The organism is Aminobacter anthyllidis, from assembly GCF_018555685.1.
GTDB classification, from domain to species: domain Bacteria; phylum Pseudomonadota; class Alphaproteobacteria; order Rhizobiales; family Rhizobiaceae; genus Aminobacter; species Aminobacter anthyllidis.
Map to the genome: position 1 here is coordinate 13895 of NZ_JAFLWW010000005.1, position 21171 is coordinate 35065.

Annotated in this window: 23 protein-coding genes; 7 read left to right on the plus strand and 16 right to left on the minus strand. The window is 64.2% G+C overall.

Features of this window, described 5'->3' with window-relative positions:
• Positions 1 to 146 precede the first annotated feature (146 nt).
• The 4 genes from prmC to J1C56_RS17060 all read right to left on the minus strand — a co-directional run bounded on the left by prmC (position 147) and on the right by J1C56_RS17060 (position 5698).
• Entirely contained in the window at positions 147 to 1001 is an 855-nt protein-coding gene (gene prmC, locus J1C56_RS17045; RefSeq protein ID WP_214391279.1) for a peptide chain release factor N(5)-glutamine methyltransferase, read from the minus strand.
• A complete protein-coding gene (gene prfA / locus J1C56_RS17050) occupies positions 994 to 2073 on the minus strand; it encodes a peptide chain release factor 1 (RefSeq protein WP_214391280.1) in 1080 nt (359 codons plus the stop codon). Before prfA ends, prmC begins: the two co-directional genes overlap by 8 nt.
• Positions 2070 to 4346, minus strand: coding sequence for a phosphoenolpyruvate--protein phosphotransferase (gene ptsP / locus J1C56_RS17055; RefSeq protein WP_246591547.1), 2277 nt, complete (start codon positions 4344 to 4346; stop codon positions 2070 to 2072). The genes prfA and ptsP overlap by 4 nt, the downstream gene beginning before the upstream one ends.
• A 77-nt stretch (positions 4347 to 4423) precedes the next feature.
• Positions 4424 to 5698 (minus strand): aspartate kinase, encoded by a 1275-nt coding sequence (locus J1C56_RS17060; RefSeq protein ID WP_115730732.1) that lies wholly within the window; start codon positions 5696 to 5698, stop codon positions 4424 to 4426.
• 273 nt (positions 5699 to 5971) lie between these two features.
• On the opposite strand from J1C56_RS17060, the gene ubiG reads away from it, so the two are divergent.
• The 3 genes from ubiG to J1C56_RS17075 all read left to right on the plus strand — a co-directional run bounded on the left by ubiG (position 5972) and on the right by J1C56_RS17075 (position 8180).
• Positions 5972 to 6718, plus strand: a complete 747-nt coding sequence (gene ubiG, locus J1C56_RS17065) for a bifunctional 2-polyprenyl-6-hydroxyphenol methylase/3-demethylubiquinol 3-O-methyltransferase UbiG (RefSeq protein WP_214391281.1) — start codon at positions 5972 to 5974, stop codon at positions 6716 to 6718.
• A 134-nt stretch (positions 6719 to 6852) separates the two neighbouring features.
• On the plus strand, positions 6853 to 7194 hold the full coding sequence (locus J1C56_RS17070) for an MmcQ/YjbR family DNA-binding protein (RefSeq protein WP_214391282.1): 342 nt from the start codon (positions 6853 to 6855) through the stop codon (positions 7192 to 7194).
• Between the two features lie 608 nt (positions 7195 to 7802).
• Positions 7803 to 8180: a VOC family protein gene (locus J1C56_RS17075; RefSeq protein ID WP_214391283.1), complete on the plus strand. Its 378-nt coding sequence runs from the start codon at positions 7803 to 7805 to the stop codon at positions 8178 to 8180.
• A 34-nt stretch (positions 8181 to 8214) separates the two neighbouring features.
• Here the strand turns inward: J1C56_RS17075 and J1C56_RS17080 are convergent, their stop codons facing one another.
• From J1C56_RS17080 to J1C56_RS17100, 5 genes are all read right to left on the minus strand, one after another.
• Positions 8215 to 8352 carry a hypothetical protein gene (locus tag J1C56_RS17080; RefSeq protein WP_214391284.1) on the minus strand — a complete coding sequence of 46 codons (138 nt, stop codon included), beginning with the start codon at positions 8350 to 8352 and terminating at the stop codon, positions 8215 to 8217.
• 454 nt (positions 8353 to 8806) lie between these two features.
• Complete coding sequence (locus tag J1C56_RS17085; protein ID WP_214391285.1) at positions 8807 to 9232, minus strand: DUF1178 family protein; 426 nt, start codon at positions 9230 to 9232, stop codon at positions 8807 to 8809.
• Positions 9229 to 10095, minus strand: a complete 867-nt coding sequence (locus J1C56_RS17090; RefSeq protein WP_214391286.1) for a carbon-nitrogen hydrolase family protein — start codon at positions 10093 to 10095, stop codon at positions 9229 to 9231. Before J1C56_RS17090 ends, J1C56_RS17085 begins: the two co-directional genes overlap by 4 nt.
• A gap of 15 nt (positions 10096 to 10110) precedes the next feature.
• A complete protein-coding gene (gene grxC, locus J1C56_RS17095; protein ID WP_214391287.1) occupies positions 10111 to 10374 on the minus strand; it encodes a glutaredoxin 3 in 264 nt (87 codons plus the stop codon).
• A gap of 26 nt (positions 10375 to 10400) precedes the next feature.
• On the minus strand, positions 10401 to 11186 hold the full coding sequence (locus J1C56_RS17100) for a ComF family protein (RefSeq protein WP_214391814.1): 786 nt from the start codon (positions 11184 to 11186) through the stop codon (positions 10401 to 10403).
• A gap of 56 nt (positions 11187 to 11242) precedes the next feature.
• Between J1C56_RS17100 and J1C56_RS17105 the strand changes: the two genes are divergently transcribed.
• On the plus strand, positions 11243 to 12115 hold the full coding sequence (locus tag J1C56_RS17105) for a methyltransferase domain-containing protein (RefSeq protein WP_214391288.1): 873 nt from the start codon (positions 11243 to 11245) through the stop codon (positions 12113 to 12115).
• Positions 12116 to 12126: 11 nt separating this feature from the next.
• Here the strand turns inward: J1C56_RS17105 and J1C56_RS17110 are convergent, their stop codons facing one another.
• From J1C56_RS17110 to J1C56_RS17135, 6 genes are all read right to left on the minus strand, one after another.
• On the minus strand, positions 12127 to 12288 hold the full coding sequence (locus J1C56_RS17110) for a Flp family type IVb pilin (protein ID WP_214391289.1): 162 nt from the start codon (positions 12286 to 12288) through the stop codon (positions 12127 to 12129).
• Between the two features lie 97 nt (positions 12289 to 12385).
• Positions 12386 to 12700, minus strand: a complete 315-nt coding sequence (locus J1C56_RS17115) for a hypothetical protein (protein ID WP_214391290.1) — start codon at positions 12698 to 12700, stop codon at positions 12386 to 12388.
• A 111-nt stretch (positions 12701 to 12811) separates the two neighbouring features.
• Positions 12812 to 13225: a (deoxy)nucleoside triphosphate pyrophosphohydrolase gene (locus J1C56_RS17120; RefSeq protein ID WP_214391291.1), complete on the minus strand. Its 414-nt coding sequence runs from the start codon at positions 13223 to 13225 to the stop codon at positions 12812 to 12814.
• Between the two features lies 1 nt (position 13226).
• Positions 13227 to 14000 carry a GNAT family N-acetyltransferase gene (locus tag J1C56_RS17125; RefSeq protein ID WP_420797411.1) on the minus strand — a complete coding sequence of 258 codons (774 nt, stop codon included), beginning with the start codon at positions 13998 to 14000 and terminating at the stop codon, positions 13227 to 13229.
• Between the two features lie 8 nt (positions 14001 to 14008).
• Positions 14009 to 15250 (minus strand): bifunctional glutamate N-acetyltransferase/amino-acid acetyltransferase ArgJ, encoded by a 1242-nt coding sequence (argJ, locus tag J1C56_RS17130; protein ID WP_214391292.1) that lies wholly within the window; start codon positions 15248 to 15250, stop codon positions 14009 to 14011.
• A gap of 104 nt (positions 15251 to 15354) precedes the next feature.
• Complete coding sequence (locus J1C56_RS17135; RefSeq protein WP_246591548.1) at positions 15355 to 15588, minus strand: putative antibiotic biosynthesis monooxygenase; 234 nt, start codon at positions 15586 to 15588, stop codon at positions 15355 to 15357.
• Between the two features lie 97 nt (positions 15589 to 15685).
• Here J1C56_RS17135 and J1C56_RS17140 point away from each other — a divergent pair, with 97 nt between their 5' ends.
• The gene (locus tag J1C56_RS17140; protein WP_214391294.1) at positions 15686 to 16285 is read left to right on the plus strand and encodes a TetR/AcrR family transcriptional regulator; all 600 of its coding nucleotides are present in this window, start codon (positions 15686 to 15688) and stop codon (positions 16283 to 16285) included.
• A gap of 6 nt (positions 16286 to 16291) precedes the next feature.
• Entirely contained in the window at positions 16292 to 17206 is a 915-nt protein-coding gene (locus J1C56_RS17145) for a glycosyltransferase family protein (protein ID WP_246591549.1), read from the plus strand.
• Positions 17207 to 17293: 87 nt separating this feature from the next.
• Here the strand turns inward: J1C56_RS17145 and J1C56_RS17150 are convergent, their stop codons facing one another.
• Positions 17294 to 18208: a peptidylprolyl isomerase gene (locus J1C56_RS17150; protein WP_214391295.1), complete on the minus strand. Its 915-nt coding sequence runs from the start codon at positions 18206 to 18208 to the stop codon at positions 17294 to 17296.
• A gap of 238 nt (positions 18209 to 18446) precedes the next feature.
• On the opposite strand from J1C56_RS17150, the gene secA reads away from it, so the two are divergent.
• Positions 18447 to 21170 (plus strand): preprotein translocase subunit SecA, encoded by a 2724-nt coding sequence (secA, locus tag J1C56_RS17155; RefSeq protein ID WP_214391296.1) that lies wholly within the window; start codon positions 18447 to 18449, stop codon positions 21168 to 21170.
• The last annotated feature ends 1 nt before the right edge of the window (position 21171 follow it).

The following is a 21171-nucleotide window of genomic DNA, read 5'->3' on the forward strand; positions in this document are numbered from 1 at the left end:
GCGTCGTCTACGCAAGAAGGCAGCTAGTTTCGAAGGAAACCGAATCGTTTAACAGCACTGCCTGCTTCGTCTCATCCGGTTGCCGGGAACCTAGCGGCATTCACTTTCCTTGCCAAGCGGTTTTTTGCAATGCCAAAAAGCCTTGCTCAGCGGCGGAATACGAGCACCCGGTCGTTGCCGCCCAAGTCCTTGTATTGGGCGAACAAATGGTAGCCGGCTTGCTCGAATATCCCGGTTACATCGCGCCTTTGGTCGTGCCCGATTTCGAGCCCGACAAGGCCATCCTTCTCAAGATGGCGCGCAGCACCCGACGCGATCATTCTGTATGGCTCAAGACCGTCCGGGCCGCCGTCGAGCGCGCGGCGCGGATCAAAATTGCGAACCTCGTTCTGCAAATTCTCGATCTCTGAAGAAGAGATATAGGGAGGATTTGAGACTATTAAATGGTGCAGGCCATGAATCTCTGCAAACCAGTCGGATTTCTTTGCCGAAAAGCGCGCCGACACGCCAAGCTGGCCGGCATTGGCCGCCGCCGTCGCCAGCGCGTCGTCGGACACGTCGACGCCGATCGCCACGGCCAGTGGCTCCTGGGTGACAAGAGCCAGCGCGATCGCGCCAGTGCCTGTGCCAAGGTCGAGGATGCGGCAAATGCCCTCGCGCGCCGCCGTCTCATGGACGAAGGGCAAGACGGCATCGACAAGCGTTTCGGTGTCGGGGCGCGGTTCAAGCGTCTCGGCGGAGAGGCTGAGCCGCATGCCGTAGAAATCGCGGTAGCCGAGGATGCGGTGGACGGGCTCGCCTGCAATACGGCGGTCGAGTGCGGCCTCGATCTCGGCCACCTGCCCGACGATCCTGTCTGGCGATGAAATCGCATCGGTGCGTGTCGTGCCGGAGAAATGCTCGACGAGCAGCCGGGAATCGAATGCCGCGTCCGCTATGCCCGCGCCTGCGAGGCGCTGGCGCGCGTGGCGCAGGAGTTCGCCGAGCGGGCGCTCAGCCATCCGAGCCCATGTCGGCCAGAAGTTTCGACTGGTGATCGGAGATCAGCGCGCTGACGACCTCGTCGAGCTCGCCCATCATCACCCGGTCGAGCTTGTAGAGCGTCAGGTTGATGCGGTGGTCGGTCAGGCGCCCTTGCGGGAAATTGTAGGTGCGGATGCGCTCGGAGCGGTCGCCCGAGCCGACCTGCGACTTGCGCGACGAGGAGCGCTCCTCGTCGGCGCGGCTGCGCTCCATGTCGTAGAGGCGGGCGCGCAGGATCTGCATGGCCCGCGCCCGGTTCTGGTGCTGCGACTTCTCCGCCTGCACCACCATGATGCCTGTGGGCAGGTGAGTGATGCGCACGGCCGAGTCCGTCGTGTTGACGTGCTGGCCGCCGGAACCGGAGGCACGCATCGTGTCGATGCGGATGTCTTCGGGGCGGATGTCGATGTCGACTTCCTCGGCTTCCGGCAGCACCGCAACCGTCGCGGCGGAGGTGTGGATGCGGCCGCTGCCTTCGGTCGCCGGAACGCGCTGGACGCGATGGACGCCGGACTCGAACTTCAGATGCGCGAACACGCCCTTGCCCGAGACTGTGGCGATGATCTCCTTGAAACCGCCGGCGTCGCCGTCGCTGGCTGACGCAACCTCGAAACGCCAGCCCTTGGAGGCAGCGTAGCGCTCGTACATGCGATAGAGGTCGCCGGCAAAAAGGGCGGCCTCGTCGCCACCGGTACCGGCACGGATTTCAAGGATGGCGTTGCGCTCGTCGGCCGCGTCCTTGGGCAACAGCAGGATCTGGATCTCGCGCTGGAGGTTGTCGATACGTTCCTCGACGTCGGGCTTGTCCATCTCGGCGAGCGCGCGCATCTCGGCGTCGGTGCCCTTGTCGGACAGCATCGCTTCGAGATCGGCAAGCTCCTGCTCGGCGCCGCGCAACTCGCGGATCCTGGCAACGAGGTCCTGGATGTCGGAATATTCGGACGCCAGCTTGACGTAGACGTCAGGCGCAGGCCCGGCCGCCATCTGCGCTTCGAGCATGTCGAAGCGCTTGACGACTTGGTTCATTCGGTCATGAGGCAGGCTGATCATAATGGTATGGAACGGTCGTCCGCAAAGGCCTGGAGCAGCGCGCGCATCGGCAGGCTGGCGGCAGGACCGGAAAGGTTATCGTCGAGAAAGGCTGTGAGCTCGCCAAGCGGAAGCTCGGTCAGCATCGCCTTGACCGGGCCGATGGAGGCCGGCGACATCGAGATGGAACGGTAGCCGAGACCGAGCAGCGCCATCGCCGAGATCGGCTTGCCGGCGAGTTCGCCGCAGAGCGTGACCGGCGTGTGGTTGCGCACGCCGGCGTCGGCGATCTGCTTGAGCACGCGCAGGAACGGCACCGACAGCGTGTCGAAGCGGTCGGCGAGCTGGGTGTTGCCGCGGTCGGCGGCCATGACGAACTGGAACAGGTCGTTGGAGCCGACGGAGACGAAATCGACAGCCTGCATCAGCTCGTCGAGCTGCCACAACAGCGACGGCACCTCGATCATGGCGCCGAGCTTGAGGCTTGTCGGCAAATGGTGGGCGAAGCGCGACAGGTGCCTGACTTCACGGTCGATGATCTCGCGCGCCTGGGCGATCTCCGAGAGTTCGGTGACCATCGGCAGCATGACCTTGAGCTCGCGCCCGCCGGCGGCCTTGAGCAGCGCGCGGATCTGGGTGCGCAGCAGGCCGGGACGGTCGAGCGTCAAGCGGATGGCGCGCCAGCCGAGCGCCGGATTTTCCTCTTCCTGCACCGAGCCCTTGAAATAGGGCAGCACCTTGTCGCCGCCGATGTCGATGGTGCGGAAGGTGACGGGGCGGCCGCGCGCGGTGTCGAGCACGTCGCGGTAGAGCTTTTCCTGCGCTTCGGCGCGCGGGAAGGTCGAAGCCACCATGAACTGCAATTCGGTGCGGAACAGGCCGATGCCGGCGGCACCCGCCTCGGCGAGCTGCGGCAGGTCGACGGCAAGGCCGGCATTCATCAAAAGATCGACCTTGACGCCATCCTTGGTCTCGGACGGCTTCTTGCGCAGTTCGCGGTAGAGTTCCTGCCGGCGGGCACGGAAGCGCACCTTCTCGGCGTAGGCGGCTTCCAGATCGGGCTGCGGCCGCAGGTGGACGAAACCCTCGACGCCGTCGACGATGATCGGATCGCCGTTTTCCGACATGGAAACGGCGCCCTTCATCTGGCCGGCGACGGGGATGCCCATGGCGCGCGCGACGATGACGACGTGGCTGGTCGGCGCACCGTCTTCCAGCACCAGGCCGCGCAACCTGTCGCGCGGATAGTCGAGCAACTCGGCCGCCCCCATCGAACGCGCGACGATGATGGCGTCCTTGGGCAGGGATTCGGCGATCGTCTCGGGGCCGCGGCCCATCAGCTGGCGCAAAAGGCGATTGGCGAGATCGTCGAAATCGCTCATCCGCTCGCGCAGATAGGGATCGGTCATGTGCAGCATGCGCGCGCGCATGTCGCTCTGCACCTTTTCGACAGCGGCTTCCGCCGTCAGGCCGTTGCGGATCGCCTCTTCGAGCCGGCGCACCCAGCCACGGTCGTTGGCGAACATGCGGTAGGCTTCGAGCACCTCGCGATGTTCGCCCTCGAAGGCGACGTCGCGGCGCTCCAGCATGTCGTCGATCGACAGGCGCAGCGAGCCGAGCGAAACCTCGAGCCGGCGCAGCTCCTCGTCGCTGTCTTCGTTGAACAGGTTGGTGACGACGATGCGCGGCTCGTGCAGCACGACATGGCCAAGGCCGACACCTTCGTTGAAGGCGATGCCGGTGAAGCTGGCCGGGCGGGACATGTCGAGTTCGAGCCCGGGACGGCTGAGGCGGCCGATGTCACCCGAAGCGATCATCTCGGCGATCACCATGGCGGTGGTTTCGAGCGCCTCGATCTCGTCGTCGCGGTAGTGGCGCATGGTCTTGTTCTGAACGACCAGAACGCCAAGCGTGCGCCCTGCCCTGAGCACCGGCACGCCGAGGAAGGAATGATAGATTTCCTCGCCCGTTTCCGGCAGGTAGGCAAAGGCGGGATGTTCCTGGGCGTTGGACAGGTTGAGCGCGCGCGCGCTCGCAGCGATGGTGCCGACGAGACCCTGGCCGAGCCTGAGCTGCGCCAGGTGGACGGCGTTGGGATTGAGACCGACGGTGGCGTAGAGCTCGAGCACCGAGTCGGCGCGCAGCACGTAGAGCGAGCAGACTTCGGCCACCATGTTGGCGGCGATATCGCGCACGATCCTGTCGAGCCGTTCCTGTGGCTCGAGGGGCTCCGCCATCAATTCGCGGAGCCGTTTCAGAAGTACGCGCGGCCCGGCGGCCATGTCACGTATCATTCACCGTCTCCAATGGTTGGACCCGGCGCGGCACGTGCTTGCCACGCCGGCAACGCGGTGACGCTCGACTCCTAATACTACTGCTTATCGAGCCCGTAGACGGAATGCAAAGTCCGAACAGCAAGTTCGGTGTAAGGCCCGTCGATAAGGATCGAAATCTTGATCTCGGAGGTGGTGATGGCGCGGATGTTGATGCCCTTGGCTGCGAGCGCCTGGAAGGCGGTTGCAGCGACGCCGGCGTGGCTGCGCATGCCGATGCCGATGACCGAAACCTTGGACATGCCCTCGTCGTGCTGGACAGCGTCGTAGCCGATGTCAGGACGGATCTTTTCGAGCACGGCCAGCGCCTTGTTCACGTCGCCCGAAGGCACGGTGAAGGTCATGTCGGTGAACTTGCCGTCCTCGGAGATGTTCTGGACGATCATGTCGACATTGATGTTGGCCTCGGCCAGCGGGCCGAAGATCCCGCCGGCGACGCCCGGCCGGTCGGCGACACGGCGCAGCGAGACCTGGGCCTCGTCCTTGGCGTAGGCAATTCCGGTGACGACCTGCTGTTCCACGATTTCATCCTCGTCACAAATGAGAGTACCAGGCGGGTTGAGGAAATCGCCCATGCCGGGCGCATCAGGATCCTCGAAGGACGAACGCACGAAGGTGCGGACCTTGTGCACCATGGCGAGTTCGACCGAGCGGACCTGCAGCACCTTGGCGCCGAGCGAAGCCATTTCGAGCATTTCTTCAAACGAGATGCGCGACAGCCGCCGCGCCTTGGGTTCGATGCGCGGGTCGGTAGTATAGACCCCATCGACATCGGTGTAGATATCGCAGCGATCTGCCTTTACCGCTGCCGCGATTGCGACAGCCGAGGTGTCGGAGCCGCCGCGGCCAAGCGTGGCGATGCGGTTGTCGGGGCCGATGCCCTGGAAGCCGGCGACGACGGCGACCTGGCCTTCCTGGAAGCGCTTGATCAGGAACGAGCCGTCAATGTCGAGAATGCGGGCGGCACCATGGGCGTTGTCGGTCTTGATCGGGATCTGCCAGCCCTGCCAGGAGCGGGCGTTGATGCCCATCGCCTGCAGCGCAAGCGAAAGCAATCCAGACGTCACCTGCTCGCCCGAGGCGACCACGGCGTCATACTCCCGGGCGTCGTAGATATTGAAATTGGCGCCTTCGGCCTTCGAGGCTTCCTGCACCCAACCGACGAGCTCGTTGGTCTTGCCCGACATCGCCGAGACGACGACGGCGACCTCGTGGCCGGCGTCAACCTCACGTTTGACATGACGCGCCACATTGCGGATTCGGGCGATGTCGGCGACGGATGTCCCGCCGAATTTCATCACGATGCGCGCCATAGAAGCGAAATGCCCTTGCCATAAACGCCGGCCCCGAGGGGCCGGAAAATGAGTGAAAACACCGATGAACGGCACGGTGTCGAATGCGCGGCCTGCATAGCCAAAACACGCGCATTCCGCAAGGACGCCCGGCCAGACAAATCAGCGCGACATTTTTTGCCGGCGTGCCATGACAGGCCGGTGCCAAGCCAGCATCGGACGGCTGGGGAAATTGTCGCCTTGACAATCGGGGCGCCAGACCCGACTTCCTTGCGCTCGAAGGAGACCACAGCAATGCCAGATCCCCGCCCATCGACGATCGATGCCGGAGAAGTCGAGCGGTTCTCGGCGCTATCAGCCGAATGGTGGAACCCCAACGGCAAGTTCCGCCCGCTGCACAAGTTCAACCCGATCCGCCTGGGCTATATCCGCGACCAGGTAGCCCAGCGTTTCGGCCGCGACACCCATGCCGCGCGGCCGTTCGAAGGCCTGCGCATCCTCGACATCGGCTGCGGCGGCGGCCTGTTATGCGAGCCGATGGCGCGCCTGGGTGCTGACGTCGTCGGTGCCGACGCCTCGGCGACCAACATCGAGGTGGCGAAGATCCATGCCGCGGAAAGCGGCGTGACCATCGACTATCGCGCAACGACGGCCGAGGATCTCGCCGACGCGGGCGAGAAATTCGACATCATCCTCAACATGGAAGTTGTCGAGCACGTCGCCGACGTCGAACTGTTCGTCAAGAAGTGCGGCGAGATGGTCAAGCCCGGCGGCATCATGTTCGTCGCCACCATCAACCGCACCTTCAAGGCGCTCGGCCTTGCCATCGTCGGCGCCGAATACGTGCTGCGCTGGCTGCCGCGCGGCACCCACCAGTACGGCAAGCTGGTGCGCCCGGAAGAGCTCGACAAGGCGCTCGTCGGTGCCGGCCTCGCCACCATCGACCGCACTGGCGTGATCTACAATCCGCTGGCCGACCGCTGGCAGAAATCCCGCGACATGGACGTCAACTACATGGTGCTGGCGGAAAAGGCGGCCTGAGGCCGTCTCATCCTTTCTTTCGAAGTCGGGCGTCGAACGCCCGATTGCCGCCGCCGGCAGAACAGAGCCTTAAACTTGCTCCACGCGCCCCGATCCCTAAAATGGCGAATTCGCCATGACGGGATCGAGGAGCCATGACACCCGAAGATGTCAGACGGATCGCCCTGGAGCTGCCCGGGGCGATCGAGAAATCGCATTTCGGCAAGCCCGACTTCCGAGTCCGCGACCGCGTTTTCGCCACCCTGCCCGAGGACGGCAATGCCGTGATCAAGCTGACGCGCGATCAGCAGGAGATGATGTGCGGAGCGGAAGCAGCGTTGTTCCAACCCGTCGAAGGCGGCTGGGGCAAGCAGGGCTGGACCCGGGTGATGCTGTCGGCAGCGGACGCAAAGACGCTGCGCAGCGCGCTGGTGACGGCGTGGCGCAACACTGCGCCGGCGACCCTGCGCAAGGCGTTCGACCTGGCCGGTGGGTGAGGTGAACGATCCCGCCACGGCATCGAAGCGACGCAGCCTGTGTGGGGTTGTGGTGGTCAAGACATCCTGCACCGTATTTGGAACGGCAAGATCGCGGCATGGATTCCCGACACTCTCCGCTCGCTTTGCTCGCTCACGAGGTCGGGAATGACGAGTGTGCGAGGGCGTCTCCACAAATCTCCAACGTCTGCGATTGGCGGTGACGATCATGAAGTTCGTCATTCCCGGCCTCGTGAGCGAGCAAAGCGAGCGGAGAGTGTCGGGAATCCATGCCGCGATCTTGCCGCTTCACAAGGGCGCCAGTTAGTCAGCCGACCCTAGCTCAAGCACAGCGCACAGGGCTTCAGCGTCATCCGGATACTCGTTCTGCTCGCCAGCATAGCCGAGCGATCCGCCCTTCAGCCATCCAGCTGGCGACACCAGGCTCCCCGATGCAGCAATGCAAGCAGCCACGAACAGGCTTGGACGCGCCGGTGTTCGCCGGGCAGATTACGCCACGGCTCGGCGGGACTTCCCTCGCGTTCGTTTCCATGCGAGCCTGACAGGGACACCGCTCCTCACCCGGCACGCGCATCGCCGCCCCTGCCGTTCGACATCAGGAGCACGCGATGAGCCCATCCCCTATTCATTCGATCACCTTCGGCCGGGCGGCCCCAGGCCTTGCCGTCCGCGACATCCAGGCGGCATTCCGCTTCTACTCCGAGATCCTTGGCATGCAGAAAGTGTTCGAGAACGGCAACCCCGTGGGTTTCATGGTGCTGAAGAAGGACGCCGCCGAGATCCATCTGAGCCAGAGCAAGGATCACGCGCCGACGACCGTCAATGCCTTTCACATGTTCGTTGACGACATCGACGCGCTCTACGCGATTTGCGAGGCGGCCGGCGTTCGGATCATCAAGTCGTTGAAAGACAAGGATTACGACCAGCGCGCGTTCGTGTTTGCCGACCCCGACGGCAACCGGATCGACGTGGGACAGCGCATCTGAGTTTGGGCGCGCCCCGCTAGCGTGGGGCGCCGCCTCAACGCTTCCATCCTTCCGGATAGGTGCGGGCCAGATGATACTCGTTCTGCTCGTCGGTGTAGCCGAGCAGCCTCCCGTGCAACCATTCCAGCTGGCGGCACCAGGCGCCTCGATGCAGCATTTCAAGCAGCAGCAAACAGGCTTCGACGCGCCATTCCTCGCCGGGGGCAGCGCATAAAAATAGTAATCGATATCGACGCCACTCGACGTGTGCCGGATAGTCCTGACTTGCTCGGACAGCACACCACTTTTCACGTGAGCGTCAAAGTCCTGACCGGCCAGCGCATCGCACTTCTCAAAGCCCTCGACGCGCTCGTGCGCGAAAACAGCGAAGGGCTTCGTGCCTGCCAGCATCATCTCGAGCTCGCGGTTGGTGTGAAGTGGATAGGGATAATCCGCCATGCGGTGCTTCTGAATTTCCAAGTCCGCGCTACCCCCAAGCCCCAGCACCTGTCATCCCCCCTCCGGGGTACCACCCTGCTCTCCGCTATGGCTCCGGGCGTTCGTCGTTGGAAAAGCAAACCGTTGGCTTTTCCTGGCCTTCAGCCACCACTCCACACCCCACAATGGGAGAATGGAACGTCTTCCTGTCAGTTCCGGTCGTCGGGAAACACCGGCAGCGGCATGAACTCGATGCCGTCCTCGGCGAGGCCCTTGGCCTCGTCGATTGTCGCAGCACCATAGATGCCGCGCGCTTCGGTCTCGCCGAAATGGATCTTGCGCGCTTCCTCGGCGAATTTGTCGCCGACATTCTCGGCGTTCTCACGCACCTTCTCGGACAGTTCCTTGAGTGCTGCCATCATCTTGCGCTGCTGCTCGCCCATGGCAAGGGCAACCTTTTCCTGTTTGCGCGAGGTCGAGACGGCGGGCGCCATCAGCGCCTTTTCGACCTTCTGCGAGCCGCACTCGGGGCAAGAGACGAAACCGCGCTTGCGTTGGGTCTCGAAGTCGTCGTTGCTGCGGAACCAGCCCTCGAAGTCATGCGCGTGGTCGCAATGCAGCGAAAAGCGGATCAAGACGCGGCTCCCCGGAGCGCTCCCTGGCCGGCTCCGCGAAGCGCCACGCTGAACTCGCGCGCGTTCTTGAGATTGGGGATCTTCTTGCGCGCGTCAGCCGAATGCTGGGTGTCGATCTCGGCGACGATGACGCCGGGTTCGTCATGCGCGGCCTCGGCAAGGATGCGGCCCCACGGGTCGATGATCAGCGAATGGCCGAAGGTCTCGCGGCCGTCCTCATGCGTGCCGCCCTGGGCGGAGGCGATGACGAAGGCGCCGTTCTCGATGGCACGCGCCCGCAGCAGCGGATGCCAGTGGGCAAGGCCGGTCTGGCGCGTGAAGGCGGCCGGAACGGTCAGGACTTCGGCGCCGGCAAGCGCCTCGGCGCGGAACAGCTGCGGGAAGCGCAGGTCATAGCAGATGGCAAAGCCGATCCTGGCGAGCGAGGTGTCGGCAACCACGGCCTCGGTGCCCGGCTCATAGGCCGAGGATTCGCGCCAGCTCTCGCCATTGTCGAGGTCGACGTCGAACATGTGGATCTTGTCGTAGACGGCAAGCGTTGCGCCATCGGGGCCGAACAGGAAGGCGCGGTTGGCGAGCTTGCCATCGGCGCGGACGATTGCCGTCGAGCCGACATGCAGATGGATGCCGAGCTCGGCGGCGAGCCTGCGGCCCGCGGCGACGATGATGTCGCGATCCTCCGAGGTGAACGCCACGGCACGCGCGTCCTTGTCGCCGACGATGGCGCCGGTCATCTCGGGCGTCTGCACATAGGTCGCGCCGAGCCCTGCGGCCTCGCGGACCAGAGCCTCGAAATCGCGCGCGTTACGCTCCGGCTCCTTGCCCGAACGCATCTGCACTGCCGCTGCCTTGAAAATCGCCATGGTCCGTCCTCAGCTCTATGCGCCGGCTGCAAGAAGTTGGTCGAGCCTGCCTTGCGAATCGAGGTCATGCAGGTCGTCGCAACCACCGACGTGGGTGTTGCCTATGAATATTTGCGGGAACGTCGCACGGCCATTGGCGCGCGTGATCATCTCCTGCCGAAGCTCAGGCGAGAAGCTAGCGTCATGTTCGGTGAATGCAACGCCCTTGCGCTCCAGAAGGCGCTTGGCCGCAGTACAGTAGCCACACATCATGCGCGTATAGATAGTCACATCGACCATGACGAAAATCCGTTGTCCTTGGTCGACTATATAGTGTCTGCCTCGTCGGGCCGGAAGTCCCCCGGTAGCACACGCGCGAAGGTCAGGACGTCGACAGCGCTGGCGCCGCCCTTCCTGAGCGCGCGCGTCACTGCCGAAACAGTGGCGCCGGTGGTGTAGACGTCGTCGATCACCAGCACCCGCCTGCCCCTGACATCGATCTCCGCCTCGGGCGGAACGACGAACGCGGCGCGCACATTGTCCTCGCGCTCGCGCTGGCCGAGACCGATCTGCTGGCGCGTCCGCCTGATACGGCGGACGGCTGTCGGCGCAAACGGCACGGCGGAGAGCGATGCGACGGTGCGGCCAAGCTCCGCCGACTGGTTGAACTTGCGCCAGAAGAAGCGACGCCAGTGCAACGGCACCGGCACGACGACTTCGGCATCGGCGACAAGCTCCGCGCCGGCCCTGAGCATCCAGTGCGCCATCCATGGCGCGAGATCGGTGCGGTCGTGGAATTTGAGGCCCTGCACCATGCGCCGCGCAATGCCGGTGTAGGCAACCGCGGCGCGGGCCCGGGCGAAGGGCGGCGGGTTGGCGATCGCTTCGGCCGAGAGGAAGCCGGTGCCGAAATCGTGGCTGAACGGCGTGCCCATCACCTCGCACCACGGCTTTTCGAGAAAGCGCAGCTTTGGCCAGCATGCACCGCAGAGCGCGCCGGGTTGCGTGACCTGGCGGCGGCAGCCGGCACATACAGGCGGAAACAGCAATCGCGCCGGCCAGGCGGCGACTGACAAAGCGAGGCTCTTGATCTCCGGCATCGGATCGGCCACGACAGTTCTGGGTCGGGCGACCATAGCAGAAACCCGGCGAACAAGGACATCCTGACGTGCAAGCCATTTTCGACGCCAGCCTCGTGATCGCCCACCGTCGGCGCGCATTGGCGCAAGGCGTGGCCGGTGCCGACTTCCTGATGGCGCGTGCGGCGGAAGATCTCGGCGAACGGCTTGCCACCGTCGAGCGCAGCTTCGCGCGCGGTGCTGCGATCTTTTCGGTAAGCCCGGCGGCGACGGCGGTGCTGGCGGCCAGCGGCAAGGTCACCGAACTGGTTCGCGTCGAAGCCGACGAGGCCTTTCTCGGCGGCGGTCCGGGCATCGTCTCCGATCCCGAGACCATCGCACTCGAGCCAGCGAGCATCGATCTCGCCATATCGCTGCTGGCGCTGCAGGAGGCCAACGACATTCCCGGCCAGCTGATCCAGATCAGGCGCGCGCTGAAGCCGGACGGGCTGTTCCTTGGCGTTTTGGCCGGGGCCGGCACACTCGTCGAATTGCGCGAGAGCCTGCTTGCAGCCGAGACGGAACTTTCAGGCGGAGCAAGCCCGCGGGTGATCCCCTTCACCGACGTGCGCGATGCCGGCGGGTTGCTGCAGCGGGCAGGATTTGCCCTGCCTGTCGCCGATGTCGAGACGGTGACGGTGCGTTACGACACGATGTTCGGGCTGATGGCCGATCTCCGGGCGATGGGTGTGACGAGCGCGCTTGCCGACCGTTCGCGCAAACCCGCGACGCGGCGGCTGTTCCAGCGCGCGGCCGAGATCTATGCCGAGCGCTTTTCCGACCCGGACGGGCGCGTGCGGGCAAGCTTTTCGTTCGTCTGGCTGTCGGGCTGGGCGCCCGATCCTTCGCAGCAGAAGCCGCTCAAGCCGGGTTCGGCGCAGGTGTCATTGGCCAAGGTGCTGGGGGATGAGGGAAAGAGCTAGGCTCCAAGGCGTCAGGGTGCCGCGACCTTGGCGTCGATGTTTTCCCAATAGGCGGTGAGTGCCGTGCCGAACTGTCCCAGGCCGCCGATGATTCCCATCGCGATCAGCGTCGCGATCAGGCTGTATTCGATCGCTGTGGCGCCTCTTTCGTCCCTGAGAAATCGCCTGATCATCGGTCGCGTCCACCCGTCTTTGTTGCGTGAGACCATAAGGCCGACATCTTAAGAAAGGTTAACGGCGCAGGCTTAACGGGCGATGAAGCCGGGACCGTCAGCACTGGCCGCTGCGCTGGCCGTTACCGTTGATGACGCAAACCGACTGCGGCGTATCCTGCAGCACGCTGCGGCGCAGCGTGTAGGTGGAATTGCGGTTGACCGAGCCGGTAGCGGTGTAGTCGAGACCGTCGAACCGAACCTGGCCGATCAGCGGGCGCGTCTTGTCTTCGAGGAAGGGCGTGGCGAACAGCGTCAGCGCGATCGCCACGAAGCCGAACAGCAGCGCGACACGCAGGATGCCGGCCCGCGCCCTGGCAGTCGAGGACGAGCGCTCGGGGCGGATCAGGTCCCACTCGTTGTCAGCCTGCATTGGCAACGTCCCCCGCGAAAAGCCGTGTCGATGCGCAGCCGAGACAGGCGGCGGCCATTCAACTTTTCACGATTGGATAAACTTTGGCTTAACGCTGACTAATATGCCGCGTCAGAGCAGATCGATGAGGAACGGGATCAGGGGCTCGTCGGCGGGCGGCATGGGATAGTCGCGCATCTGCTTGGGCCGCACCCACTTCAGCACCTGACCTTCCCTCGGCTCCGGAATGCCCCAGAAGCGGCGGCAGACGTAGAGCGGCATCAGCAGATGGAAATCGTCATAGGTGTGGCTGGCGAAGGTCAGCGGCGCCAGGCACGCCGTCTTGGTCTCGATGCCGATCTCCTCGCGCAGCTCGCGGATCAGCGTTTCCTCGGGCGTCTCGCCCGGCTCGACCTTGCCGCCGGGAAATTCCCACAGCCCGGCGAGCGACTTGCCTTCGGGGCGCTGGGCCAGCAGCACGCGGCCGTCGGTATCGACGAGCGCGCAGGCAGCCACCAGCAGCAGGCGTTTTCCCTGTTGGGTCAAGTCAGGCCTCCGGCGGGCGGCGGTAGTGGTAGCGATAGACTTCCTTGAAGCCCATCTTCTTGTACAGGCGGATGGCACCGGCATTGTCGGCCTCGACCTGCAGCCAGGCCTGGCGCGCGCCACGCAGGCGGGCCCATTTCAGCGCCGATAGGATCAGCCTGAGGCCAAAACCCTTGCCACGCTCGGCTTCGGTGGTGGCGATCTCGAACAGGCCAGCAAGATCGGTGTCGTGGACGCAGATCGCCGCGGTCACCGGCTGCTCGTCCTGCTCGAGCACGAACATGCCGGCTTCCGGCTGGATGGCGCCAATGATCTCGGACAGGCCGGGCCTGAGCGAGGGGTCGAGCCCATGCACCGCCATCGAGGCGCTGACGAAGCGGCCGATGTCCTTGAGCGGTATCTGGTCCATGGCGCTTTCGACGACGCCGTCGTCGAGCGGCAGCCGCATCACCATCGATTCCGAGAATGTGCTCCAGCCCTCGCGGTCGAGATGGGCGGCGATCGCCGGCCCCGACAATGGCGACATGCGGAAGGTGAGCGGGCGGCCATAGGCCTCGAAGCGGCGGCTGGCGCGGGCGATGCGGTCGGGAATGTTGCGGATGTCGGCGGGGTCGAGCGGATTGACGGAGTTGAGCCGCTTGGCCGGATGACCCGCCGTGAGCCGGACCAGCCAGGTGCCGTCATAATGAACCGCCGCCGCCGGCCAGGCGCGAAATCCCGCCGCCTCGTAGCGGCGGACGATCGCGAGTTCGTGCGACGGGCGGTTCTGGTTCACGTGCGCTATCAGCTCCGGTAGTCGCCGTTGATGGCGACATATTCCTTGGTCAGGTCGCAGGTCCACACCGTCGCCTTGCCGCGGCCAATGCCAATGTCGGCGCGGATGGCGATGTTGTCACCCTTCATATAGGCCGAGGTCGCCGCTTCCGAATAGCCCGGATCGCGCTCGCCATTGTGGGCGAGGCGATTGTCGCCGAACCAGATCGACAGAAGATCGCGGTCGGCGGGCTCGCCAGCCTTGCCTACGGCCATGACGACGCGGCCCCAGTTGGCGTCCTCGCCAGCGACCGCCGTCTTGACCAGCGGCGAGTTGGCGATCGACAGCGCGATGCGCTTGGCCGAGCGCGCCGACTTGGCGCCGGTGACAGTGACTTCGACCTGCTTGCGCGCGCCCTCGCCGTCGCGCACCACCTGAAGGGCGAGCGTCTTGAGCATCTTGTTGAGCGCGCGGCGGAACGAGGCGAGCCGCGCATCCTTGGGATCTGAAATCTTAGGCGCGCCGCGCCTGGCGGCAGCGCCGGTGGCAAACAGCATCAGCGTGTCGGAGGTCGAGGTATCGCTGTCGACGGTGACGGCATTGAAGGTCTTGGCGGTGCCGCGCGACAGCATGTCCTGCAGCACATCAGCAGCGATCGGTGCGTCGGTGGCCACGAAAGACAGCATCGTCGCCATGTCGGGCGCGATCATGCCGGCACCCTTGGCGATGCCGTTGATGGTGACGTCGGTGTCGCCAAGCTTGACGGTCGCGGTGACCACCTTGGGATAGGTGTCGGTGGTCATGATCGCCTTGGCCGCTTCGGTCCACTGGTCGGGCCTGGCGTCCTTGACCATGCCGGAGAGCAGGTGGCTGAACTTGCCGGCGTCGAGCGGCTCGCCGATCACCCCGGTCGAGGCCAAGAACACGTCGCCGGGGGTGCAGCCGGCAGCCTTGGCCGCGGCCTCTCCGGTCAGCGAGGTCGTCTCGCGCCCCTTCTTGCCGGTGAAGGCGTTGGCGTTGCCGGAATTGACGACCAGGATGCGCGCCTTGCCGCCGGGCAGGTTCTGGCGGCAGAAGTCGACCGGGGCCGACGGGCACTTGGAGCGCGTGAACACGCCGGCGGCCGTTGTGCCCTCGTCGAACACCATGGCCAGCACGTCGGTGCGGCCCTTGTACTTGATCCCCGCTTCGGCGGTGGCGATGCGCACGCCATCGATGGCGGGCATCTTGGGGTATTTCTTGGGTGCAAGCGGGGAAACGGCAGTCGACATCAGGGAACCTCTGCGGGCTCGGGAAACGGTTGAAGTTGGCACCGTTTGCCCGATAGCGCGAGGCTTCGCAAGGCGTTTTAACCTCACGAAGACGTGGGCGAGCCTCAGCCGACGACCGGATTGAGGAAACCGCGGAAGACGCGCTGGACAGTGGGGATCAGGCCCCAGATCATCACTGATACCATCAGCGGCGCAATCAGCAGCGTGCGCTGCCAAATCGTCCAGCCGTCGGTCAATGGCATGATGATGTAGAGAATTGCGGTGATAAGGGGGTAGACGCCGAGCAGGACCATGAGGGCGAAACGCGGGCGGGAAAAGCGGGTTTGAGAGGCAGTCATCTTCAACTCCATCGGAACGAAACGTTTCGTTATATAAAACGGGCCGTTTCGTTTCGTCAAGAGGTGGTGTAGAAGAATTGGAGAACCGGAGAACGAGATGAGCATCGAAGCAGACAGCGCGCGAAAATCGATCGGCGCCAAGCGCAGCCTGGAAAGCGCCGAAGCCATCCTCGAGGCGGCGGAAGCCGTGCTGATCGAAAACGGCTATTCCGGCTTCTCGATCGAAGCAGTGGCGCGCCGGGCCCGCGCCGGCAAGCCGACGATCTACCGCTGGTGGCCGAGCAAGACGGCGCTGCTGCTCGAGGTCTACCAGCGCCAGAAACGCGACATCACCTACCCTGACACCGGCGACATCGAGGAAGATCTCTTCATCTTCGCCAAAAGCCTGTTTTCACAATGGCGCGACACACCTTCGGGCAACATTTTTCGCTCGCTGATCGCCGAAGCGCAGCAGGACCCGGCCGCCGCCGAAGCGCTGGCCGAATATGCACGCGGCCGCCGCGCCCATACCGGCAAGCTGATCGAGCGGGCCAAGGCCCGCGGCGAAGTGGCCGCCGACGTCGACCCCAGCCAGGTCGCCGACATGGTCTCGTCCTATGCCTGGGTGCACCTCTTGACCGGCCGGCTCGACGAGGACGAGGCTATGCTAAGGCAGGCCATCAGGCATATCGTCCACGGCATTGCTGTCAGGGGGTAATCGACGATGGACGACACCGGGCCGCCGCTGCTGCCGATCAGCCTGATCGTGGTTTCCGACTATCTCTCCGCCGACGGCGACGGCGAGCTGCGCCAGTCGATCGAGGCCTATCTGCACGACAAGGCGGGCGTGCCGGCCGAAATCATCGTCATGCTGCCGGCTGGCAGCAACTTTTCCTACGGCGCGCAGTCGGTCGTCGTCATCACCCACGACAGCGACGAATCCTCCCAGCTCAAGGATGCCGCGCTTCCTTATTGCCACCAGCCACTGATCGCGGTCGTCGAAGCTGATTGCCTGCCGCAACCGGGATGGATGGCGACGCTGCACAAGGCACTCGATGAGAACCCAACCGCCGAGGCGGTCTCCGGGCGGACCTCCTATGGCGACGGCAGCATGATGAAGCGGGTGATGTCGCTGCTCGATCGCGGTTTCATCGAGTGCCGCGACCGCCATGGCAAGGTGATCCACGTTTCCAGTAACGGCGCCATCTATCGGCGTGCGCTGCTCGAGCGTTATCGTTTCCAACCGGGACAGGGACCCTTCGTAAGCGCGCATATCAGGCAAGACCTGATGAACGAGGACGGCATCGAAATGGCGGTCGACCCGCGCGCCGTCTCCATCCACGCCTATGAAGGCCTCGGTTTCATCTGGGACGTGCGCCGCAACAAGGGTTTTCAGTTCGCCCTGATGAAACTGCGCAAGCGCAGCGATCGCTCGCGACTGGGACTGGCCGTCAGCGCGGTGATGGCGTCCTTCAGGGAAAACCACCGAACGGTCAGGTCAGTGGGCGATCAGTTCTGCCGACCAGCCGACTGGCCCCTGCTCTGGTTGATGATGCTGGCGGTGCGTGTGCCTGAATTCTTCGGCGCGCTGGCAGCCGGTGACCCGGCCGCATTCAAGGCCTCGACCCGCTATCGCTGACGCTCGCCCGCGGTAACGCACGTCATGCAACGCCAACAAAAAGGGCGGCGCCACTGGCACCGCCCTTTGAGTTGGAAGCGTTGAAAATTACTTCGAGGCGTCGATGGCGTCGATCGCCTTCTTCAAGGCCGGATCGGTGATCTCGACCTTTCCGGCGGTACGCACCTGCTTGACCAGTTCGATGTACTTCTCGCGGATCAGCAGCGAGCGGACCTGGTCCTTGACGGTTTCGAATGCCGGCGGCTGCTGCGAACGCTTGTCCTCGACCTTGATGATGTGCCAGCCGAACTGGGTCTGCACCGGCTCCTTGGTGTAGGCGCCGACTTCGAGAGCGAGCGCAGCCTTTTCGAACTCCGGCACCATCTGGCCGGGGCCGAAGAAGCCGAGATCGCCACCGGAGGTCTTGCCGGACGGGTCGGTGGTGTTTTCGTTGGCGAGCTTCTGGAAGTCGTCGCCGCCTTCAAGCTTCTTGATGATCGCGTCGGCCTCTTCCTTGGTCTTGACCAGGATGTGGCGGGCATGGACCTCATTGACCGGCTTCTGGGCCGCGATTTCCTTGTCGTAGCGGGCGCGGATCTCGTCGTCGGTGATCTTGCCGGCGACTTCCTTTTCCACCAGTTCGCCATGCAGGGCGCGCTGGTCGAGGAAGGCGACGCGACGCTGGAAGTCGGCATCCTTGTCGAGGCCCTTCTCGACGGCCTGGGCGGCCATCAGGCGGATCTCGATGATCGACGACAGGGCGGCGGCGCGGCGCTGCTCAGGCGGCAGGTTGCCAAACTGCTGGCCAAGGTCCTGCTCGGCAAGGGAAATGTCGGCCTCTGTGACGTTCTGACCGTTGATCGTCGCCACGATCGCGTTCGGATCGACGGCAGCGGCTGCAGGGGCAACGGCCTGGGGTGCAGGCGCAGTTTCCTGTGCAACCAGCGGCAGCGACGACAGCGCCACAAGCCCGGCGGCAAGCCCGACGCGGGCAAGCGAGGCGCTACGGAACGAAAAAGACATCTAAACTCTCCGGTGGGGTGATGACCGCACTTCCAAATCAACCTGAATGTGGCGGAATTTGGCGTCTCCGGCAGGCTCTCTGCAACGTTGACATAAGGTGTGCCCCCTCTTATCTGTCCATCGTCTTCGCGTCCAGAACCGTTTTCCGGGCGCTTTTCGTGTTGAGTCTGCCATCCTATGTCCCCGGCAGGTTCAGCCGGCGGACAGTCGGCTTCATTCGAATTGAAAGGACCACTTGATGGTCAGTCTCGGCGGTCTCGCCCGTAAGATTTTCGGTTCCTCCAACGACCGCCGCGTCAAGTCGACCCGGCCCCGGGTGGAAGCGATCAACGCACTGGAAAATGAACTGCAGGCGCTGACCGACGATCAGCTTCGGGCGCGAACCGAGCAGTTCCGCCAGGATCTCGCCAACGGCGCCACGCTCGACGACCTGCTGGTCCCGGCTTTCGCCACCGTGCGCGAAGGCGCAAAGCGCGCGCTTGGCATGCGTCCCTTTGACGTCCAGCTGATCGGCGGCATGGTGCTGCACGGCCGCGGCATCGCCGAGATGCGCACTGGCGAAGGCAAGACGCTGGTCGCCACCCTCCCCGTCTATCTCAACGCCCTGACCGGCAAGGGCGTACATGTCGTTACCGTCAACGACTATCTCGCCCGACGCGACGCCGAATGGATGGGCCGCCTCTACAAGTTCCTCGGCCTCTCGGTCGGCATCATCGTGCACGGCCTGTCCGACGAAGAGCGCCGCGCCGCCTATGCCTGCGACATCACCTACGCCACCAACAACGAACTCGGCTTCGACTATCTGCGCGACAACATGAAGTATGAGCGCGCCCAGATGGTGCAGCGCGGCCACTTCTTCGCCATCGTCGACGAAGTCGACTCGATCCTGGTCGACGAAGCCCGCACGCCACTGATCATTTCCGGTCCGCTCGAGGACCGTTCGGAAATGTACAACACCGTCGACGCCTTCCTTCTCCACCTGGTTCCCTCCGACTACGAAGTCGACGAGAAGCAGAAGACGGCCATCTTCACCGAAGAAGGCACCGAGAAGATGGAGAACATGCTGCGCGAGGCGGACCTGCTGAAAGGCGAGTCGCTCTACGACATCGAAAATGTCGCACTGGTTCACCACGTCAACAATGCGCTCAAGGCGCATCGGCTGTTCCAGAAAGACAAGGACTACATCGTCAAGGACAACGAAATCATCATCATCGATGAGTTCACCGGCCGCATGATGCCCGGCCGCCGCTTCTCGGAAGGCCTGCACCAGGCGCTCGAAGCCAAGGAACACGTGGCGATCCAGCCGGAAAACCAGACGCTGGCCTCGGTCACCTTCCAGAACTATTTCCGCATGTACGAAAAGCTCGCCGGCATGACCGGCACGGCGCTGACGGAAGCGGAAGAGTTCGGCAACATCTACAATCTCGACGTCACCGAGGTTCCGACCAACCTGCCCGTCAGCCGTATCGACGAGGACGACGAGGTCTACCGGACGGTCGAGGAGAAGTACAAGGCGATCGTCCGCGAGATCAAGGAAGCCAACGCCAAGGGCCAGCCGACCCTGGTCGGCACGACCTCGATCGAGAAGTCCGAGCAGTTGGCCGAACGGCTGCGCAAGGACGGCTTCAAGGACTTTGAGGTCCTGAACGCCCGCCATCACGAACGTGAAGCCGCGATCGTCGCCCAGGCCGGCAAGCCGGGCTCGATCACCATCGCCACCAACATGGCCGGCCGCGGCACCGACATCCAGCTCGGCGGCAACGCCGACATGCGCATCGCCGATGAACTGGCCGACATGCCAGCCGGTCCCGAGCGCGACGCCAAGGAAAAGCTGATCCGCGAGGACATCGCCCGCCTCAAGGAAAAGGCGCTCGCCGCCGGCGGCCTCTACGTGCTTGCCACCGAGCGCCATGAAAGCCGCCGCATCGACAACCAGCTGCGCGGCCGTTCGGGCCGCCAGGGCGATCCGGGCCGGTCGAAATTCTTCCTGTCGCTGCAGGACGATCTGATGCGCATCTTCGGATCCGAGCGTATGGACGGCATGCTGCAGAAGCTTGGCCTCAAGGAAGACGAGGCGATCGTCCACCCCTGGATCAACAAGGCGCTGGAAAAGGCGCAGAAAAAGGTCGAGGCGCGCAACTTCGACATCCGCAAGAACCTGCTCAAATATGACGACGTGTCGAACGACCAGCGCAAGGTGGTGTTCGAACAGCGCATCGAGCTGATGGACGCAACCAGCCTGACCGAGATCGTCGGCGAAATGCGCCACGACGTGATCGAGGATCTCGTCTCCAAGCACATCCCCGAAAACGCCTACGCCGAGCAATGGGATGTCAATGGCCTCAAGGAAGGCGTGATCCAGTATCTCAACCTCGACCTGCCGATCGAGGATTGGGCCAAGGAAGAGGGCATCGCCGAAGAAGAAGTGCGCGACCGCATCACCGCCGAAGCCGACAAGGCCGCGGCCGATCGCGCCGAGCGCTTCGGCCCCGAGGTCATGACCTATGTCGAGCGCTCGGTCGTGCTGCAGACGATCGACCATCTGTGGCGCGAGCACCTGGTCAATCTCGACCATTTGCGCTCGGTCGTCGGCTTCCGCGGCTATGCCCAGCGCGACCCGCTCAACGAATACAAGGGCGAGGCCTTCGAGCTGTTCCAGGCGATGCTTGGCAACCTCCGCCAGGCCGTGACCTCGCAGCTGATGCGCGTCGAACTGGTGCGCCAGGCAGCCGAGGCTCCGCCGCCGGAAACCCCTGAAATGTTCGGCCACCATATCGACGGCACCACCGGCGAGGACGATTTTGGCGAAGGTTCGGTCGCCGTGCTGCAAGACAGCCGCGTCGTCGCCGCCGAAGACCGCGACCCCAACGACCCCGAGACATGGGGCAAGGTTTCGCGCAACGAAGCCTGCCCGTGCGGTTCGGGCAAGAAATACAAGCACTGCCACGGCGCGTTCGCCTGAT

Coding starts and splice junctions, on each gene's coding strand:
- prmC (WP_214391279.1), bottom strand. CDS start 1,001: ATGGCTGAGCGCCCGCTCGGCGAACTCCTGCGCCACGCGCGCCAGCGC.
- prfA (WP_214391280.1), bottom strand. CDS start 2,073: ATGATCAGCCTGCCTCATGACCGAATGAACCAAGTCGTCAAGCGCTTC.
- ptsP (WP_246591547.1), bottom strand. CDS start 4,346: ATGATACGTGACATGGCCGCCGGGCCGCGCGTACTTCTGAAACGGCTC.
- J1C56_RS17060 (WP_115730732.1), bottom strand. CDS start 5,698: ATGGCGCGCATCGTGATGAAATTCGGCGGGACATCCGTCGCCGACATC.
- ubiG (WP_214391281.1), top strand. CDS start 5,972: ATGCCAGATCCCCGCCCATCGACGATCGATGCCGGAGAAGTCGAGCGG.
- J1C56_RS17070 (WP_214391282.1), top strand. CDS start 6,853: ATGACACCCGAAGATGTCAGACGGATCGCCCTGGAGCTGCCCGGGGCG.
- J1C56_RS17075 (WP_214391283.1), top strand. CDS start 7,803: ATGAGCCCATCCCCTATTCATTCGATCACCTTCGGCCGGGCGGCCCCA.
- J1C56_RS17090 (WP_214391286.1), bottom strand. CDS start 10,095: ATGGCGATTTTCAAGGCAGCGGCAGTGCAGATGCGTTCGGGCAAGGAG.
- grxC (WP_214391287.1), bottom strand. CDS start 10,374: ATGGTCGATGTGACTATCTATACGCGCATGATGTGTGGCTACTGTACT.
- J1C56_RS17110 (WP_214391289.1), bottom strand. CDS start 12,288: ATGATCAGGCGATTTCTCAGGGACGAAAGAGGCGCCACAGCGATCGAA.
- J1C56_RS17115 (WP_214391290.1), bottom strand. CDS start 12,700: ATGCAGGCTGACAACGAGTGGGACCTGATCCGCCCCGAGCGCTCGTCC.
- argJ (WP_214391292.1), bottom strand. CDS start 15,250: ATGTCGACTGCCGTTTCCCCGCTTGCACCCAAGAAATACCCCAAGATG.
- J1C56_RS17135 (WP_246591548.1), bottom strand. CDS start 15,588: ATGACTGCCTCTCAAACCCGCTTTTCCCGCCCGCGTTTCGCCCTCATG.
- J1C56_RS17140 (WP_214391294.1), top strand. CDS start 15,686: ATGAGCATCGAAGCAGACAGCGCGCGAAAATCGATCGGCGCCAAGCGC.
- J1C56_RS17145 (WP_246591549.1), top strand. CDS start 16,292: ATGGACGACACCGGGCCGCCGCTGCTGCCGATCAGCCTGATCGTGGTT.
- J1C56_RS17150 (WP_214391295.1), bottom strand. CDS start 18,208: ATGTCTTTTTCGTTCCGTAGCGCCTCGCTTGCCCGCGTCGGGCTTGCC.
- secA (WP_214391296.1), top strand. CDS start 18,447: ATGGTCAGTCTCGGCGGTCTCGCCCGTAAGATTTTCGGTTCCTCCAAC.